General features: G+C 61.1%; 14 protein-coding genes and 1 tRNA gene. 12 read left to right on the forward strand and 3 right to left on the reverse strand.

The features are described from left to right. Positions 1-114: 114 nt before the first annotated feature. Complete coding sequence (locus ACT3TP_RS03290; protein ID WP_096284213.1) at positions 115-1,416, forward strand: cation:dicarboxylate symporter family transporter; 1,302 nt, start codon at positions 115-117, stop codon at positions 1,414-1,416. A gap of 95 nt (positions 1,417-1,511) precedes the next feature. Here ACT3TP_RS03290 and ACT3TP_RS03295 read toward each other — a convergent pair whose 3' ends face one another. Both ACT3TP_RS03295 and ACT3TP_RS03300 read right to left on the reverse strand, forming a co-directional pair. Beyond that, positions 1,512-1,862, reverse strand: a complete 351-nt coding sequence (locus ACT3TP_RS03295; RefSeq protein WP_096284273.1) for a VOC family protein — start codon at positions 1,860-1,862, stop codon at positions 1,512-1,514. Positions 1,863-1,958: 96 nt separating this feature from the next. Then, positions 1,959-2,543 carry a TIGR03086 family metal-binding protein gene (locus tag ACT3TP_RS03300; protein ID WP_096284211.1) on the reverse strand — a complete coding sequence of 195 codons (585 nt, stop codon included), beginning with the start codon at positions 2,541-2,543 and terminating at the stop codon, positions 1,959-1,961. A gap of 477 nt (positions 2,544-3,020) precedes the next feature. On the opposite strand from ACT3TP_RS03300, the gene ACT3TP_RS03305 reads away from it, so the two are divergent. From ACT3TP_RS03305 to ACT3TP_RS03355, 11 genes are all read left to right on the forward strand, one after another. Next, positions 3,021-3,878 carry a ParA family protein gene (locus tag ACT3TP_RS03305; RefSeq protein WP_176484102.1) on the forward strand — a complete coding sequence of 286 codons (858 nt, stop codon included), beginning with the start codon at positions 3,021-3,023 and terminating at the stop codon, positions 3,876-3,878. Then, a complete protein-coding gene (locus ACT3TP_RS03310) occupies positions 3,878-4,753 on the forward strand; it encodes a segregation and condensation protein A (protein ID WP_444617017.1) in 876 nt (291 codons plus the stop codon). Before ACT3TP_RS03305 ends, ACT3TP_RS03310 begins: the two co-directional genes overlap by 1 nt. Next, positions 4,746-5,336: an SMC-Scp complex subunit ScpB gene (gene scpB, locus ACT3TP_RS03315; protein WP_096284271.1), complete on the forward strand. Its 591-nt coding sequence runs from the start codon at positions 4,746-4,748 to the stop codon at positions 5,334-5,336. The genes ACT3TP_RS03310 and scpB overlap by 8 nt, the downstream gene beginning before the upstream one ends. A 99-nt stretch (positions 5,337-5,435) precedes the next feature. Then, a complete protein-coding gene (locus tag ACT3TP_RS03320) occupies positions 5,436-6,704 on the forward strand; it encodes a pseudouridine synthase (RefSeq protein WP_444617019.1) in 1,269 nt (422 codons plus the stop codon). Positions 6,705-6,707: 3 nt separating this feature from the next. After that, a complete protein-coding gene (locus ACT3TP_RS03325; protein WP_096284203.1) occupies positions 6,708-7,811 on the forward strand; it encodes a prephenate dehydrogenase in 1,104 nt (367 codons plus the stop codon). Next, on the forward strand, positions 7,793-8,491 hold the full coding sequence (gene cmk, locus ACT3TP_RS03330) for a (d)CMP kinase (RefSeq protein WP_444619344.1): 699 nt from the start codon (positions 7,793-7,795) through the stop codon (positions 8,489-8,491). The genes ACT3TP_RS03325 and cmk overlap by 19 nt, the downstream gene beginning before the upstream one ends. Positions 8,492-8,594: 103 nt before the next feature. Beyond that, positions 8,595-10,127 carry a ribosome biogenesis GTPase Der gene (gene der, locus ACT3TP_RS03335; protein WP_105554326.1) on the forward strand — a complete coding sequence of 511 codons (1,533 nt, stop codon included), beginning with the start codon at positions 8,595-8,597 and terminating at the stop codon, positions 10,125-10,127. Positions 10,128-10,228: 101 nt separating this feature from the next. Further along, positions 10,229-10,305, forward strand: a tRNA-Pro gene (locus ACT3TP_RS03340). Positions 10,306-10,416: 111 nt separating this feature from the next. Next, a complete protein-coding gene (locus ACT3TP_RS03345) occupies positions 10,417-11,268 on the forward strand; it encodes a PhzF family phenazine biosynthesis protein (RefSeq protein ID WP_444619347.1) in 852 nt (283 codons plus the stop codon). Between the two features lie 265 nt (positions 11,269-11,533). Further along, the gene (locus ACT3TP_RS03350) at positions 11,534-13,246 is read left to right on the forward strand and encodes an ABC-F family ATP-binding cassette domain-containing protein (RefSeq protein ID WP_444619349.1); all 1,713 of its coding nucleotides are present in this window, start codon (positions 11,534-11,536) and stop codon (positions 13,244-13,246) included. A gap of 247 nt (positions 13,247-13,493) precedes the next feature. Continuing rightward, positions 13,494-15,383, forward strand: coding sequence for an FAD-binding monooxygenase (locus ACT3TP_RS03355; RefSeq protein WP_105650710.1), 1,890 nt, complete (start codon positions 13,494-13,496; stop codon positions 15,381-15,383). Between the two features lie 244 nt (positions 15,384-15,627). Here the strand turns inward: ACT3TP_RS03355 and ACT3TP_RS03360 are convergent, their stop codons facing one another. After that, positions 15,628-15,987, reverse strand: a complete 360-nt coding sequence (locus tag ACT3TP_RS03360) for a DUF488 domain-containing protein (protein ID WP_105554357.1) — start codon at positions 15,985-15,987, stop codon at positions 15,628-15,630. Between the last annotated feature and the right edge of the window lie 4 nt (positions 15,988-15,991).

A 15,991-nucleotide genomic window follows, 5' to 3' on the forward strand; every position in this document is an offset into this window, starting at 1 on the left:
ACGCAATAGAGAGGCGGATCACTTTGGCGCGCACGATGGGACAAGAACGATTTTACGCGCCAGCCCGATAATGACGTTGAGCTGGCCCCTCGGCATATTAAGGCTGGAATCTCCATGGCTGTCACAGAACAAGTTCCGCAGGACCCTGCGTCGCAGGCACCGGTCAAGAAAAAGGACCGCACCCACTGGCTCTACATCATGGTGATCGCCGCCGTGGTGCTCGGCGCGGCCGTCGGGCTGATCGCCCCGGACCTCGGCAAGGCGCTGAAGCCGCTGGGCACCGGCTTCGTTGCGCTGATCAAGATGATCATCGCACCGGTCATCTTCTGCACCATTGTCCTAGGCATCGGCTCGATCGCCAAAGCAGCCACTGTGGGCAAGGTCGGCGGTCTGGCGCTGCTGTACTTCATGACCATGTCTACTTTCGCGCTGGCCCTGGGCCTGCTGGTGGGCAATCTGATCCACCCCGGCGAAGGCCTGGAGCTCAAGCCCTACGAGGCCGGTGCCGGAGGCGCCGAGAATCCGACCGTCGCCTTCTTGCTGGAACTGATTCCCGGTGATCTGCCGGTGCTGCCAACCCTGGTCCTGGCGCTCATCGTCGGCTTCGCCCTGCAGTCCATGGGCAAGTCGGGCGAGCCGGTGCTGAACGGCATCAAGAGCATTCAGCAGGTCGTCTTCCGCATTATGATGATGATCATGTGGGTTGCTCCACTGGGTGCCTTCGGCGCAATCGCCGCCGTGGTCGGCGCCACCGGCTGGGCCGCCATCGGCTCGATGGCCATCCTGATGGGCGCGTTCTACCTGACCTGTGCGGTGTTCATCGTGGTCATCCTCGGAACTATTCTGCGCCTGGTCACCGGCCTGAACATCTTCTCGCTGCTGAAGTACCTGGCCCGCGAATACCTGCTGATCTTCTCCACCTCGTCCTCCGAGTCGGCGCTGCCGCGCTTGATCGCCAAGATGGAGCACGTCGGTGTCTCGAAGCCGGTAGTGGGCATCACCGTGCCAACCGGCTACTCCTTCAACCTCGACGGAACCGCGATCTACCTGACCATGTCCGCGCTGTTCGTCTCCACCGCCATGGATATGCCGATGAACCTCGGCCAGCAGGTCGGCCTGCTGCTGTTCATGATTATCGCTTCCAAGGGCGCGGCCGGCGTCACCGGTGCGGGGCTGGCCACATTGGCCGCCGGACTGCAGGCGCACCGTCCGGAACTGCTTGGCGGCATGGGCGTGATCGTGGGCATCGACAAGTTCATGTCCGAGGCTCGCGCACTGACCAACTTCACCGGTAACGCGGTGGCCACGTTGCTGATCGGCAAGTGGACCAAGGAACTGGACATGGGGCAGGCCCGCGCGGTGCTTGCCGGCGACCGCCCGTTCGATGAGCTCTCCATGAATCCAGACGCCCACTAGTCTCGATTGATGCATAACCCAAAAAGTCCGCGGTTCCTCTAAAGAGGAACCGCGGACTTTTTCGATGTTGGCGTGTTGTCTTTATGCCGCGGAATTCAGGGCAGCGGAATGACCAGGGCTCCGGCGAGAACTACGCGATTTCCGTCGGGATCCTCCAGCTGCAGGATATGCGCGCCTCCGCCCAATTGCGGACCCTGATGCGCGATTCCGGTCTCAAGCAGACGAGCGGCTTCTGCATCAAGGTCGGACTCATCGAGCACGATGGTCGAGTTGCCAGCACGGTCAGGTTCGGACCAAACCTGCACCCCGTAACCTACTCCAAGATGCCATTCCAGCAAGCCAGGCATGGGCCGGTGATCCGGTTCGCGACCGAATAAGACGGTGTACCACTCTTCGGCACGTGCAAGATCGGTGACCGTGCAATTGGCAAGTATTCCTTTGATCATGGCTCTGTCCTTCGTTGCTGGATTCTGCACCGTGGTGTTCCAGTCGAACACGGGAGCTGAACTGCTGCAAGCCTTTTGAGCCGGGCGGTTTTCAAACTACGGGATTGGATTCTCTTCGACGCGACGGCCAAGGAATGCTACGAGCCTTTCGATCGCCGGCGCATCATCTGCGATGGCCTGCACCGGATCGAAGCGCCCGGTTCGGGGCTGATCTGCGAGCTGGCGCCGAACGAACTGCAAAGATTGTTCGGCCAAGTCCTCTAGTGGCTCGAGTTGCTGGCCGGTGGCTTGGGCAAGATCCCAGCCGTGCGCGAGCAGGTCGTACATGCGTATCTGCAACCGCTCCTGTCCGGTGGCCGAACCCATGGGGCTCTGATAACTGCGTTCAAGGGCTCCGGGATGATCGAAGGCGGCGAGCAGCCGGGTGGACGAATCGAGGTAGGCGGCAAGCGAATCATCGCCCAGGACGTCGGTCGTGCGCTGCGGCGGTGACTGCTCGGTCATGAGGGCGGTAAAGACGAGGTTCATGCCGACCAGGTGCGCGATCAGCTCGCGCACCGTCCAATCGGTGCATGGGGTGGGCGCCGAGTACTCTCCGGACTCAGTGCCTTTGATGAGTTCCGCGACCGAGGAAAATGCGCGCTCAAGCTGTTTGACGGTTAGCTGCTGTGGTGTGCTCATGATTCCTCCAGATGATTCACATGGCCAGGTGGCGATGGGTGCGCGACATCCATAGATGAAGTTTCCCGAAGCAGTTTATCGATAACAACGCCAGAGGGCGGATGTTCTAGTGCGGAGATCGGGGAGTCGATGGGCTGACAGGCAATTATTTGGTGAAAGAATCGTGATGCAGCCATCGTCGAGCCTTGATTGCGAAGCACACCGGATTGAGCACTGAGCACATCGCCCTGCCGGCCGGTGCATGGGTGGCGAAATGCCCACGTGTTCTTCGGCTGCGGCTGGCCCGAGAGGCATTCAGCTCCCTTACAACATTTGAGTTAAGGTTCAAGGTAAAGGCTCGCCGTATGAGAACCGCAAACCCGAGAATTTTTGAACCGAACCGTTAACCTTTAACCAAGTACATCGTCCGATCCGAACGGGAAGTGTGGTTCACCCATCGTGAGCGAACAGCAGGGAAGCAAACAGCGCGGCACAGGAATGCTCAAGGAGCCCCGCCCGCTCGGTCCCACCGGTAAACCGCTAACCGAATTCCCGACCCCGCAAGAACTTCCATCGCACGGCCCGGCGCGGGTGATCGCGATGGTTAACCAGAAGGGTGGCGTGGGTAAAACCACCTCCACCATCAACTTGGCCGCCGCGCTCGCCGAATACGGCCGCAAGGTGCTGCTGGTGGACTTCGATCCGCAGGGTGCGCTCTCCGCAGGCTTCGGCATGAATCCACACGAGCTGGACATGACCGTCTACAACGTGCTGATGGACCGTAAAACCGATATCACCGATGCGATCCGCAGCACCGAGGTGGAGAATATCGATCTGTTGCCGGCCAATATCGATCTCTCCGCCGCCGAGGTGCAGCTGGTCAATGAGGTCGCTCGCGAGCAGGCGTTGGAACGCGCGCTGCGCAACGTGATCGACGACTACGACGTGGTGCTCATCGACTGCCAGCCCTCCCTGGGGTTGCTGACCGTCAACGCGTTGACCGCGGCGCACGGCGTGATCATCCCGCTGACCGCGGAATTCTTCGCGCTGCGTGCGGTGGCACTGCTGATGGAAACCATCGACAAGGTCAAGGACCGGCTGAACCAGGTGCTCGAGGTCGACGGCGTGGTGGCCACCATGTACGACGCCCGCACCCTGCACAGCCGCGAGGTCATGTCCCGCCTGGAGGAAGCCTTCGGGGACAAGCTCTTCGAGACGGTTATCAAGCGCACCATCAAATTCGCCGATGCCAACGTCGCCGCCGAACCGATTACCACCTATGCGGGCAATCACCCTGGCGCCGTGGCGTACCGGAATCTCGCGAAGGAACTGATCTACCGTGGTGGCGCCCCTTAATGAGCGCGCAGGCCACCGAAAAAACCGCCACCGACCCATCCGCCACGGATGAGACGGCTGGCGGTTTTCGGCTTGCACTGGAAAATTTCAACGGCCCCTTCGACGTGCTGCTGCACCTGATCACGCAGCGCGAAATGGACATCACCGAGGTGGCGCTGGCCGAGGTCACCGACGAATTCATCGCCTATCTCAAGGAGCTGCAGGGCGCCGGGGACGGGCTGAAGCTGCTCGACGAGACCACCGAATTCCTGGTGGTCGCCTCCACGCTGCTCGATCTCAAGGCGGCCCGGCTGCTGCCGCGCGGCGAAATGGCCGACGAGGAAGACTTCGAACTGCTCGAAGCACGGGATCTGCTCTTCGCCCGGCTGCTGCAGTACAAGGCGTTCAAGCACGCCGCGGAATTCCTCGGGCAGCGCTACCACGAGGAATCGGCGCGCCGGCCGCGAGAGGTGTCGCTGGAGCCGCAATTCGCCGCGCTGCTGCCGGAGCTGATCTTCAACATCGGCCCGGAGAAATTCGCGCAGCTCGCCGCCACGGCTCTGATCCCGAAGCCAGAGCCGGTGACCGAGGTAGGGCTTTCGCACCTGCACGGGGCGAATGTCACCATCGGCGCCGAGGCGGAGGTGATCACCGCGATGCTCACCGAGCGCGGCACCTTGGATTTTGCGGCGCTGATCGCAGACACCAGCGAACAGTTGGTCGTGGTGGTGCGTTTTCTGGCATTGTTGGAGATGTTCAGGCAGAAGGTCATCGTATTCGCGCAACAGGATCCGCTGGGCCGGCTGGAGATTTCGTTGGCCGGCGAGCAGGACTTTGACGTCCAAGCGGTGCAAGATAGCTACGAGGGGAGTGCTGGTGAGCCAGATCATGAGTGAGATTGCACCCATCGACGAGCTCCCCGGAGGGCTCAAATCGGGGCTCGAAGCGGTGCTGATGGTCGCCGATTCGCCCGTATCAACGGCACGTTTGGCCGAAATCTTCGAGCTGCCGGTAGCCCGGATTGCCACCACCTTGGAAGAGCTGGCGACCGAGTATGATGGTAAAGATCGTCCGCGTGGATTTGAACTACGCCGTGTCGCCTCTGGCTGGCGCTTTTATACGCGGACCGATTACGCCGATTTCGTCTCCAGTTATGTGCTCGACGGGCAAACAGCACGCCTTTCGCAGGCCGCCCTAGAAACCCTGGCTGTCATCGCTTACCGACAGCCGGTCTCGCGTGGACGTATTTCGGCGATTCGAGGCGTTAACGTCGATTCGGTGGTGCGCACACTGCTGACTCGGGGGTTGATCACGGAGTACCCGGAAATTGGCGACGGCGGAGCGACGCTGTACCAGACTACCGAGTACTTCCTGGAACGACTGGGACTGGGCACGCTGGAGGAACTTCCGGCGCTCTCCCCGTATCTTCCCGGAGTAGCCGACCTTGAATCGCTCGATTCGGCAACCTACGACGATTAGGCATCCGCGTATATAACGGATGCCGACCGGACACCAGATGCGTCCCGCTTGGCTGAGCGGTGCGCCCGCGATACGTAACAGACAAGGGAAGTACGAACCATGAACAAGGGTTCCTCGGCACCGCGCAATCCGCGTGGCCCCAAGAGCTTCGGCGGCAAGTCCGCCGGCAACAAGTCCTACGGCGAGAAGTCGTACGGCAACCGCTCCGATAACAACAAGTCCTATGGCGAGAAGTCGTACGGCAATCGTTCCGAGGGCGGTCGTTCCTCCGGCGAGAAGTCGTACGGCAACCGCTCCGAGGGCAATAAGTCCTATGGCGAGAAGTCGTACGGCAATCGTTCCGAGGGCGGTCGTTCCTCCGGCGAGAAGTCGTACGGCAACCGCTCCGAGGGCAACAAATCATTCGGTGCGAAGAACGCGTCCGGTGCAAAGCCTTACGGCTCCAAGCCGGGAGCCAGATCCGGCAAGCCGGGTGAAAGCCGCGACAAGTCGAGCTCGGCGGCCTTCGGGAAGAACTCCGAGCGCGCCTTCGGCAAGGAGCGCTTCGGCAACTCGGTGCAGTCCAGCTACGCTCGTCCTACCCAGCGCGCTCGCGCCCAGGCACGTGTCGAAAACCAGGCTAACCGCGTGGAGAACCAGGACGGGATCCGTCTGCAGAAGGCCATGGCCAACGCCGGGGTCGCTTCGCGCCGCGTCTGCGAACAGATGATCACCGAGGGCCGGGTTGAGGTCAACGGCTCGCTGATCGTCGAACTCGGTGCCCGCGTGGACCCGAAAAAAGACTCCATCCACGTAGATGGCATGCGTCTGCAGCTGAACCAGTCGAATAAGTACTTCGTGTTCAACAAGCCCAAGCACGTGATGTGCACGATGGATGACCCAGAAGGCCGTCGCACCATCGCCGACTACTTCCGCCACGAGCACGAGTCGCTGCGCCTCTTCCATGTCGGGCGCCTGGACTACAAGACCGAAGGCCTGCTGATCCTGACCAACGACGGGGAACTGGCAAACCGCCTGCAGCACCCGAAGTACGAGGTCCCGAAGACCTACCTGGTGCAGATTCCCGGCCCGATTTCGCGCGCCGCGAGCAATGCCCTGCGCGAAGGCATCCGCTTGGAAGATGGCTGGATCAAGGTTGACGATCTTAAAGTGATTGACACCACGCCGAAGTCCGTGATGGTGGAGGTGACCCTGCACTCGGGCCGCAACCGCATCGTGCGCCGCATGTTCGACGCGGTGGGCCACCCGGTAGAGCGCCTGGTGCGCGTGGGCATCGGCCCGGTCCAGCTGGGCGACCAGAAGCAGGGAACCATCCGGCCACTGGGCAACCAGGAAATCGGACACCTGATGGCCATGGTGGGGATGTAGCCCATGCCCACCTCTCACCTTGCCGGCCCGGTGCTGGTGATCGGCACCGGACTGCTGGGCACATCGGTGGGCCTAGGACTGCGCGCCAAGGGCGTGGCGGTCTACCTGCAGGACATCTCGCCGACCGCGGCGGGCGTGGCCCAGGACATTGGAGCTGGCCAGCCGCTGGATGCGCAGACGCGCATCGCCCCGGAGCTGGTGGTCATCGGCGCTCCGCCGGATGTCACCGCCGCGCTGGTGGCCGAAGCATTGCTGGCCTACCCGAACGCGACGGTGGTGGACATCGCCAGCGTGAAGGGCTCGATCCTCGACGCCGTATGCGCCGACCAGCGGCTGGGTGAGGCCGAACTCGCCCGCTATGTGGGAACGCACCCGATGGCAGGACGGGAGAAATCCGGTCCGGCCGCCGCGCGCGGGGCGCTGTTCACCTCGATGCCGTGGGTCATCTGCGCGCATGCGCAGGCTACCGCGGCCAGCGTGAAGACCGCCGAGGCGCTGGCCATCGATCTGGGGGCAACCCTGCATCGCATGGATGTGCGGACCCACGACGAGTCGGTCGCGCTGACCAGCCACTTCCCGCAGGCAGCCAGCTCGATGATCGCCTCGCGGCTGCTCAACGCCGAGGCCCACCAGCTGGGCCTGGCAGGCAACGGACTGCGCGACATGACCCGCATCGCGGCCAGCGATGAGAAGTTGTGGATCCAGATTTTCGCGCATAACGCCACCGCGCTGATCCCGATCCTCTCGGGGATGAAGGAAGACCTGGACAGGCTGATCAACACGCTGCACAACCCGCAGGGCCCTGGGGCGCTGCTGGATCTGTCGCAGCTGATGAGCGAGGGCAACGCCGGGCAGGCGCGGATTCCGGGCAAGCACGGTGCGCCGCCGCAAGCCTTTGCGTTGGTCACCGTTGTGGTGGATGACAAGCCGGGGCAGATCGCCGCGCTGATGGCAGACATCGGGGCAGCGGGGATCAACCTGGAGGATCTGCGCATGGAGCACTCCGCCGGACACCAGGTAGGCCTGGTGGACGTGTCGGTGCTCCCTGGCCGGCGCGATGAACTGATAAACGTATTGACGAACAACGGATGGAAAGTAGCCCAGTGACGCACGCAGCTAACCCGACGAACCTTGTCGTTGCCATCGACGGACCCAGCGGTTCGGGCAAGTCCTCGGTCTCCAAGGCCGTGGCCCGCGCACTGGGCGCGGCCTATCTTGATACCGGTGCAATGTACCGGGCGATCACCTATTCGGTGCTCGAAGCGGGAACCGATTTGAGCGACGCAGACGCGATCGCCCAAGCGGTGCGCGCGGCGACGCTGGAGATTTCGGTGGATCCGGACCGCGAGCAGGTGGTCATCGGGGATACCGTGGTGACCGACGCAATTCGTGAACCCCGCATTTCCGAGCAGGTTTCGGCGGTGGCAACCAATCTGGAGGCCCGCGCCGAGCTGGTGCGCCGGCAACGCGAAATCATCGCTGCCAACGAGCGCATCGTCGCCGAGGGACGCGATATCACCACCGTTGTCGCCCCGGACGCGGAAGCCCGCATCCTGCTGACCGCTTCTGAGGAAGCGCGCCTGCGCCGCCGCGGAATCCAGCTCGGCGGAACCCAAGACGCGAACCAGCTCCAAGCCCAGGTGCTGGAACGGGACAAAAAAGATTCGACGGTAGTGAACTTCACCCAGGCCGCCGACGGAGTCATCACCGTGGACTCTTCGGACCTGGATTTTGAGCAGACCGTCGCAGCCGTGCTTGACGCAATCGCCACGGCTGCGAAAAAGTAGTACCAACTAAGCCATAATCGGCGCCCATCCTCGGCGAGAGCCGATGAAGATTCACGTCCCGCCCGAAACAACGGGTCGGACCTATCGCCTTGAAGGGAAAATCATGAGCGAGCACAACACCTCCCACGACGGGGAGTACACCCCGGTCGTAGACGACGATATCGCCGAGCGCCTAGCCGAACTGAGCGAGGAAGACGCGGAAATCCGTACCCGCGCCCTGCTCTCCGGCCTCGAAGACTATGACCTGGACGCGGAGGACTCCGCCCTGCTTTCGGGCCTGGACGATGACTCCGAAGACGATTCAGACGTTGTCATCCCACCGGTCCTGGCCATCATCGGACGCCCCAACGTAGGCAAGTCGACCTTGGTCAACCGCATCCTCGGCCGCCGCGAAGCGGTCGTGGAAGACGTACCGGGGGTCACCCGTGACCGTGTTTCCTACTCGGCCGAGTGGCTGGGCCGCCCGTTCAGCGTGGTTGACACCGGTGGTTGGGAGCACGATGCCAAGGGCATCCACGCCTCCGTTGCCGACCAGGCCGAAATCGCCGCCGATGTGGCCGACGCGATCCTCTTCGTTGTCGACTCCCACGTGGGTGCCACCGCGACCGACGAGGCAGTGGTGAAGATGCTGCGGAAGAAGCGCAAGCCGGTCTTCCTGGTCGCCAACAAGGTCGACGATTTCAACCAAGAAGCCGAAGCCGCCACGCTGTGGGGCCTCGGCTTCGGCCAGCCATGGCCGGTCTCCGCTCTGCACGGCCGCGGCACCGCGGACCTGCTGGACGCGGTCATGGAGAAGCTGCCCAAGCACTCCGCCCACGGTGGAGTGATCCCTTCGGGCGGTCCGCGCCGTATCGCGCTGATCGGCCGCCCCAACGTGGGCAAGAGCTCGCTGCTGAACAAGCTCGCAGGCTCCGAGCGTGTCGTCGTCGACGATTACGCCGGCACCACCCGCGACCCGGTTGATGAGCTCATCGAACTCGGCGGCGAAGTCTGGCGCTTCGTGGATACCGCAGGTATCCGCCGCCGCCAGCATATGGCGCAAGGCTCGGACTACTACGCCTCGCTGCGCACCCAGACTGCCCTGGAAAAGGCGGAAGTTGCGGTGGTGCTATTGGCCGCGAACGAAACCGTTTCCGAGCAGGACGTGCGCATCATCCAGTTGGCCGTCGACGCCGGCCGCGCGCTGGTGCTTGTGTTCAACAAGTGGGATGAGGTGGACGAGGATCGCCGCTACTACCTGGAGCAGGAGATCGAGCGCGACCTGGCCCACATCGAGTGGGCGCCGCGCATGAACATGTCCGCGCTGACCGGCTGGCACAAGGACAAGATGGTTCCGGCGTTGCATACCGCGCTGGAATCCTGGGATAAGCGTGTTCCGACCGGCAAGCTCAACGCGTTCCTCGGCGAGCTGGTTGCGGCGCACCCGCACCCGGTGCGCGGTGGCAAGCAGCCGCGGATCCTCTTCGGCACCCAGGCCTCGGCCCGTCCGCCGAAGTTCGTGCTGTTCACCTCCGGATTCCTGGATCCGGGATACCGCCGCTTCATCGCCCGTCGCCTGCGCGAGACCTTCGGTTTCGAAGGCACTCCGCTCGAAGTTTCGATGCGTATCCGAGAGCGTCGCAGCCGCACCCGGTAACGGTTCGAAAATTACCCCGCATATGAGGTAGGGTGATTGAGGAGCTTTTCGTAGACGGCACCCCGAGCCGAAAGGCGCGGGGATAACGGCTGCGAGAGCATCGGGCTATGGCGCAGCTTGGTAGCGCGCCTGACTGGGGGTCAGGAGGTCGCAGGTTCAAATCCTGTTAGCCCGACCAGCTGAAAAACCCCGGCGAAAATACGTTTTCGCCGGGGTTTTGGCATGTCGAAACGCAAGTGAGCGCGGCTTTCGCTAGTATTTTTTATACTCGGGTGAAAGGTCCCAACTCATGCTGCGTAGTTTCCGACAGGTCGATGTCTTTGGCGTACAACACTATAAGGGCAACCCGGTAGGCGTCGTGCTGGACGCGGTGGGACTGAGCGACGATGACCTGCGCGATTATTCGGTGTGGTCGAATTTGTCGGAGTGCACCTTTGTCTACCCGCCATCCTCGCGGCAGGCCGACTACCGGTTCCGAATTTTGAGCCTGAGCACGGAGCTTCCCTTTGCCGGCCACCCCACCTTGGGTACCGCCCGGGCATGGTTGGATCAGGGCGGAGTCCCGCGCCAGGCGGGAATGATTATTGCCGAATGCGAGGCGGGTCTCGTGCCGATTCGCATCGAGGATGACCTGCTCAGTTTCGTTTCTCCTCCCGCCACTCGCACCGGGGAGGTCGAGCCAGGCTATCTGGCACAGGTCATCGAGATCTTGGGTGTCGCCGCCGAAAGCGTGCTCGCCGCCCAATGGGTGGACAACGGCCCGGGGTGGGTAGGCCTGCAGCTATCCGATGCGGCAACGGTTCTGAGCCTGAACCCCAACGCCGCTGGCCACCCAGGTGATTGGAACATCGGAGTCATCGGTGCCCTAGCGCCGGGAGAGAGCCCGACAGGGGAAGATTTTGAGGTGCGCACCTTCTTCACCGAAGACGGTTTCGATATGCGCGAAGATCCGGTGACGGGAAGTTTCAACGCGGCCGTCGCAGCGTGGATGCTGGAAACCGATCGTGCCCAGGCGCCGTACGCGGTGCGCCAGGGAACTGCGATGAATCGACGCGGTCACCTTGAAATTTCGGTCTCCGACGGCCAGCTTTGGGTCGGCGGCGCAACGCACGTAGCCATCTCGGGACAGATCGATCTCTGACGTGTGGGCCAAGGCCGCTACCGATGTTTAATCGGTAGCGGCCTTGGCAGCCGTGAAGTCCACGCGTACTGTGGAATGCATGGGAACGTTGTTTTTATAGACCGGAACACCGCGTTGAGTCACACTCCGCGGTGTATCCTTCGCACGAATACCGGGACAATCCCGGGATTATTTCGTGAGCCCGGTCCATTTTGGCTCTTAGCCGACGACTATCCGTGTAGCCGATAGCCCCCTTTGGCTTCGGTCCGCGAGGGAGGATATCCCCATGTCCCGCGAACCCGAACATCCAGAAAATCCGTCGCGTCCCATCGACGGCTTCGAAAGCTTCCAATGTTCGCTCGAACAGGTCAGCCACAGCTTCGGCGATCGCGATGTGCTGCAGGAGATTGAGCTGCATGTGGCCGCACACCAAAGACTTGCCATACTTGGCGACAACGGGGCCGGCAAATCAACGTTGCTGCGGCTGCTTTCCGGTACATTGGCGCCGACATCCGGGCGAAGACGCGTTCACGTGCCCGGCGGTATCGCCATGGCTAGCCAACATCCACAGTTCGTATCCGGTGCCACCGTCCAGCAGGCCATCGACGGCTATCACCGCACCTTCCGCGACCTTGAACGTCTCCTCGCCGCCATTGGCCGACGTTTGGAACGTTCACCTGAGGACGAGGCCGCACGACTTCTAGTTCAGCTGTCGCAAGTGACAGAGCTCTATGAAGCACGCCAAGGCTACTCGCTGGATCAGCGGCTAAACCGTGCATTGGAACAGCTTGGCCTCGGCGAAGTTGATCGCAACGCTCCAGTGGCGACCCTTTCTGGCGGCCAACGGTCTCGGTTGACCTTGGCCGCGGTGCTGTGCGCAGAGGCGCAGCTGTTGCTCCTGGACGAACCGACCAATGATTTGGATGATACCGCCTTGGAATGGCTGGAGCAGAGCTTGCATGCCCATCGCGGTGCGCTGGTGGTCGTCAGCCATGACCGGGTGTTTTTACGCAGGTTCGCCCACGAAATCGTGCAGGTGCATCAGGGAAAGCTACAGCACTACGGTGATGGCTACCTAGGATATTTAAGTGAGAAAAAACGAGAACGCGAGCGGCTGATTGCCGAACATGAGCAGTGGAGCCAGGAACTTGAACGGGCTCGCAAGCTGGTGCTCAAAAATGCGTCTCGGGTGTCAGCTGTACCGCGAAAGCGCGAAAAGGCAGGATTTGGGCACGGTTCCTTTCGACAGCGCAGCCGTACTCATGGTTCGACGAGCAAAACACGCCAGGCCAAGTCGCGTATCAACGAGCTAACTGCAGCACCTGCCGTGGAACCGGCCAAGGAGCTGCACTTCGCCTTGCCCGAGGCAGCCGAGCAAAACGGTGGGACCCGCGAAGAGCTGATCCTAGTTGATGGTGCGTCACGCAGTAAGGCGCCGGCGGTAAACGCAGAAAAGTTCATCATCAGGACGGGGGAGCGGTGGCTGGTCTCAGGGCCCAACGCGGCGGGTAAATCAGCACTATTGCGAGTGCTAGCCGGTGAACTTCCAATAGACCATGGACTCGTGGCGCGCGCATCGCATTTGAGCGTGCAATGGTTGCGGCAGGAGTTATGCGCTCTGCCCGGGCAAAGCGTCGTTGAAGCTTTTGCCTTGGCAATTGACGAGTATGTACCGCAAGCATGGGTAAAGCTGGCGCACTTGGGGCTTTTCGAGCCGCAGGATTTCTCACGCCATCCGCAAAGCCTTTCGGTGGGTCAACAGCGCCGGTTGGAATTGGCGGTCGCCCTGTCTAGCGGGGCTGAGCTGCTATTGCTCGATGAACCGACGAACCATCTGTCTCCAGAACTCGTGGAAAGCGTGGAAGAAGCCCTTGCCGACTATGCCGGAACCGTCATCACGGTGACACACGATCGGCGTTGGCAGCAAAAACTCTTCGAGTCCTGCCAAGTGCGGCGCCTGCTTGTTGCACCGGGCGGGATCGTTACCGAAGTCCGCTGAGGGCGGCGAAGGCACTTCACGGACGGTGGTACACCAGGGCGAGGGTCGGAATGGGTGTATCCAGAAATGCTTTATCGGCGTAGATTTTGAGCCAGTGACTTAGGTAAAGGTGAGATGTGCGTAATCTCGGCTTGTGTCGACGTTCACAGTTCACTTATAGTTAGTGTGCGATATGCGAATCTAACGTTCGATTATAGAACACCTAAGTTTTGAGCCAAAGCGTTCACAGAGAAGTGAGGATGAAGCTGTGCAGTTTCACCACAATGGATATGTATCGGGCGACCCACGCATCGAGCCGGCCGCCGGAACCGGTCTCAACCGACCGGCCGACCTTCCGGACGCGATGGACGTATTGATCGTCGGTGCTGGTCCCGCCGGTATCATTACTGCTGCGCAGCTTTCGCAGTTCCCCGAGGTGCACACGCGCATTATCGACCGGCGCCCGCACCGCTTGGAAATCGGCCAGGCCGACGGCATCCAGGCGCGCAGCGTCGAAACTTTCCAGGCTTTTGGCTTTGCTGAGCACATCACCGCCGAGGCGTACCAGATCAAGGAAACCATCTTCTGGGAGCCGGATCCGAAGAACCCGGAGAACATCATCCGCGGCGCCCGTACGCCTGATGACGCTCACGGCATTAGCGAATTTCCACACCTGATCGTGAACCAGGCTCGCGTTATTGACTACTTTGCCGACTACGCAAACAACTCGCCAGCACGAATCACCCCAGACTACGGCTGGGAATTCAAGACACTCGAAGTCCATGACGGTGAGGAATACCCTGTCAAGGCCACCTTGATTTCCACCGATGGCGAGACCAAGGGCCAAGAACGCGTTGTGCGTGCCAAGTACGTCGTTGGCTCGGACGGAGCCCGCAGCGGCGTGCGTCGTTCCATCGGCGCGCAACTCGCCGGCGGCGCAGCAAACCATGCGTGGGGCGTTATGGACACTCTCGCGCTCACCGACTTCCCTGACATTCGCACCAAGTGCGCCATCCACTCCCAGGCTGGCTCGATCTTGCTGATCCCTCGCGAGGGTGGAAACCTGTTCCGGCTTTATGTGGACCTAGGCGAGGTTCCAGAAGACAACAAAGGCAAGGTCCGTGAAACCACCTTGGACCAGGTCATCGAGCATGCCAAGGCGATCCTGCACCCGTACACGCTTGAGGTGAAAGACGTTGCGTGGAACAGCGTTTACGAGGTTGGCCACCGCCTGACCGACCGCTTCGACGATGTCCAGGTCGAAGAAATCGGTACTCGGGAGCCACGCGTCTTCATCACCGGCGACGCTTGCCACACCCACTCGGCCAAGGCCGGCCAGGGCATGAACGTGTCCATGCAAGACGGTTTCAACCTCGCTTGGAAGCTCGGCTACGTGCTCTCCGGCCGGGCGCCCGAAGAGCTGCTGCGCACCTATTCGGGCGAGCGCCAGGTCATCGCAAAGAACCTGATCGACTTCGATAAGGAATGGTCCTCGTTGATGGCGGCCAAGCCTGAAGAATTTGAAGGCAAGGAAGGTATCGCTGAATTCTATGTGCGTACCGCCGAATTCCCTGCAGGCTTCATGACCGAATACCAGCCCTCGATTCTCACCGGCGAAAAAGATCATCAGGACTTGGCCAAGGGTTTCCCGATCGGCAAGCGTTTCAAATCATCTGAGGTCATGCGCCTAGGCGACAACAATCCTGTGCACTTGGGCCACCACCACCGCGCAGACGGTCGATACCGTATCTACGTGTTCGCCGACCAAGCTGTGGCCGGTGCCGATTCGAAGGTGACCAACCTGTCGAAGTGGCTGCTCGAATCGCCAGAATCACCAATCGTCAAGTTCACCCCGGCTGATGCCGATATTGATTCACTTTTCGACGTGAAGGTCGTCTTCCAGCAGGATTACACCACCTTCAACCTCAATGACGCGCCGAAGGTCTTCCGTCCTAACAGCGGCAAGTTCGGACTGATGGACTACGAGAAGGTCTACGCGGTGCTCGATGGCTCAGATATCTACGCGAAGCGTGACATCTCGGCTAACGGTGCCATTGTGATCGTCCGCCCTGATCAGTATGTTGCTAATATCCTGCCGCTGGATGCGACGGCCGAGCTGGCGACCTTCTTCGACGGTGTTCTGGTTCCGAAGAACTAGGCTGCTCACGAAGCCGAATCAGGCTACCCAAGGTCAATGATTGCCCCGTCACGAATCACGTGGCGGGGCAATCGTCATTGCTGCCGGAATATTCAGTTCTTGTTTGCTGTTCTCTATGCTAAGAACCGCCACTGTTTTGGGAGCACAATGGAATTCAAATTTGATCTGCAGCAAGTCTCGGAGTCCGATATGGCGTGTGTCGAAGGTGTATGTTTTGTTCCGCCAGCCTCGACCCGAGATGAGGTCACTGTTTCAGCTGTGCAAGCAGAAAGTCACGAAGCACCACCGCGTGATTAATTTCCTCGTCTTTTGCCGCAAAGATGAACGTAACGACGGGGTGTTCGGCGACCAGCTCCAAGAATTCGTCAATAGCCGGGTTCTGGTTTAGCTCTTCACGGTAGTGCTCCGCGAACTCATCAAATCGCGCCGGATCGTGGTGCCAAGACTTGCGTAGTTCATTTGACGGTGCGATGCCTTTGGCCCACCGCTCCACACAGAGTTTCTCTTTGGTCTGCCCGCGTGGCCACAAACGATCGACCAAGACCCGGTATCCGTCGGATGCTTCAGCGTCGATGTATGCGCGTTTGAGCCGAATGTCAGTCATGTTG

This window comes from Glutamicibacter sp. AOP38-B1-38, assembly GCF_052377485.1.
GTDB lineage: Bacteria > Actinomycetota > Actinomycetes > Actinomycetales > Micrococcaceae > Glutamicibacter.

Excerpts from the sequence above, each read along its gene's own strand:
- ACT3TP_RS03290 (WP_096284213.1), top strand. The coding sequence starts at position 115 with ATGGCTGTCACAGAACAAGTTCCGCAGGACCCTGCGTCGCAGGCACCG.
- ACT3TP_RS03295 (WP_096284273.1), bottom strand. The coding sequence starts at position 1,862 with ATGATCAAAGGAATACTTGCCAATTGCACGGTCACCGATCTTGCACGT.
- ACT3TP_RS03300 (WP_096284211.1), bottom strand. The coding sequence starts at position 2,543 with ATGAGCACACCACAGCAGCTAACCGTCAAACAGCTTGAGCGCGCATTT.
- ACT3TP_RS03305 (WP_176484102.1), top strand. The coding sequence starts at position 3,021 with ATGCTCAAGGAGCCCCGCCCGCTCGGTCCCACCGGTAAACCGCTAACC.
- ACT3TP_RS03310 (WP_444617017.1), top strand. The coding sequence starts at position 3,878 with ATGAGCGCGCAGGCCACCGAAAAAACCGCCACCGACCCATCCGCCACG.
- scpB (WP_096284271.1), top strand. The coding sequence starts at position 4,746 with ATGAGTGAGATTGCACCCATCGACGAGCTCCCCGGAGGGCTCAAATCG.
- ACT3TP_RS03320 (WP_444617019.1), top strand. The coding sequence starts at position 5,436 with ATGAACAAGGGTTCCTCGGCACCGCGCAATCCGCGTGGCCCCAAGAGC.
- ACT3TP_RS03325 (WP_096284203.1), top strand. The coding sequence starts at position 6,708 with ATGCCCACCTCTCACCTTGCCGGCCCGGTGCTGGTGATCGGCACCGGA.
- cmk (WP_444619344.1), top strand. The coding sequence starts at position 7,793 with ATGGAAAGTAGCCCAGTGACGCACGCAGCTAACCCGACGAACCTTGTC.
- der (WP_105554326.1), top strand. The coding sequence starts at position 8,595 with ATGAGCGAGCACAACACCTCCCACGACGGGGAGTACACCCCGGTCGTA.
- ACT3TP_RS03345 (WP_444619347.1), top strand. The coding sequence starts at position 10,417 with ATGCTGCGTAGTTTCCGACAGGTCGATGTCTTTGGCGTACAACACTAT.
- ACT3TP_RS03350 (WP_444619349.1), top strand. The coding sequence starts at position 11,534 with ATGTCCCGCGAACCCGAACATCCAGAAAATCCGTCGCGTCCCATCGAC.
- ACT3TP_RS03360 (WP_105554357.1), bottom strand. The coding sequence starts at position 15,987 with ATGACTGACATTCGGCTCAAACGCGCATACATCGACGCTGAAGCATCC.